Here is a 317-nt window from a genome sequence, read left to right on the forward strand (position 1 = left end):
AAGAAGCCATCACCGGTGGTTTTGACGAAAACCTGCTCGTGCGCGATGGTCATTTTACCGAAGGTTCCCACTCCACGGCTTTTTTTGTCATAGATAATGTCGTTCAAACCCATCCAGAAGGTCGGCATATCCTCTCCGGCATCACCCGGAAGGTGGTTCTGGAGATCTGTCGTGATCTCGGGATTGCTTTTGAGGAAAATCCGGTAAAGCTGGAGCACCTGGATCGGGTAGACGAGATCTTCCTCACCGGTACCACCACTCAGATCACCATTGTGGAATCCCTGTATGCAGAAGGAAAACAGATCTTTACTGCGGAA

At 50.2% G+C, this 317-nt stretch carries 1 protein-coding gene; it reads left to right on the forward strand.

Going from position 1 to position 317, the window contains the following annotated elements:
• Nucleotides 1-317 (forward strand): aminotransferase class IV (locus HC175_RS22325; protein WP_209310208.1); only part of this gene is annotated, 317 nt, incomplete at both ends.

This window comes from Salinimicrobium oceani, from assembly GCF_012037645.1.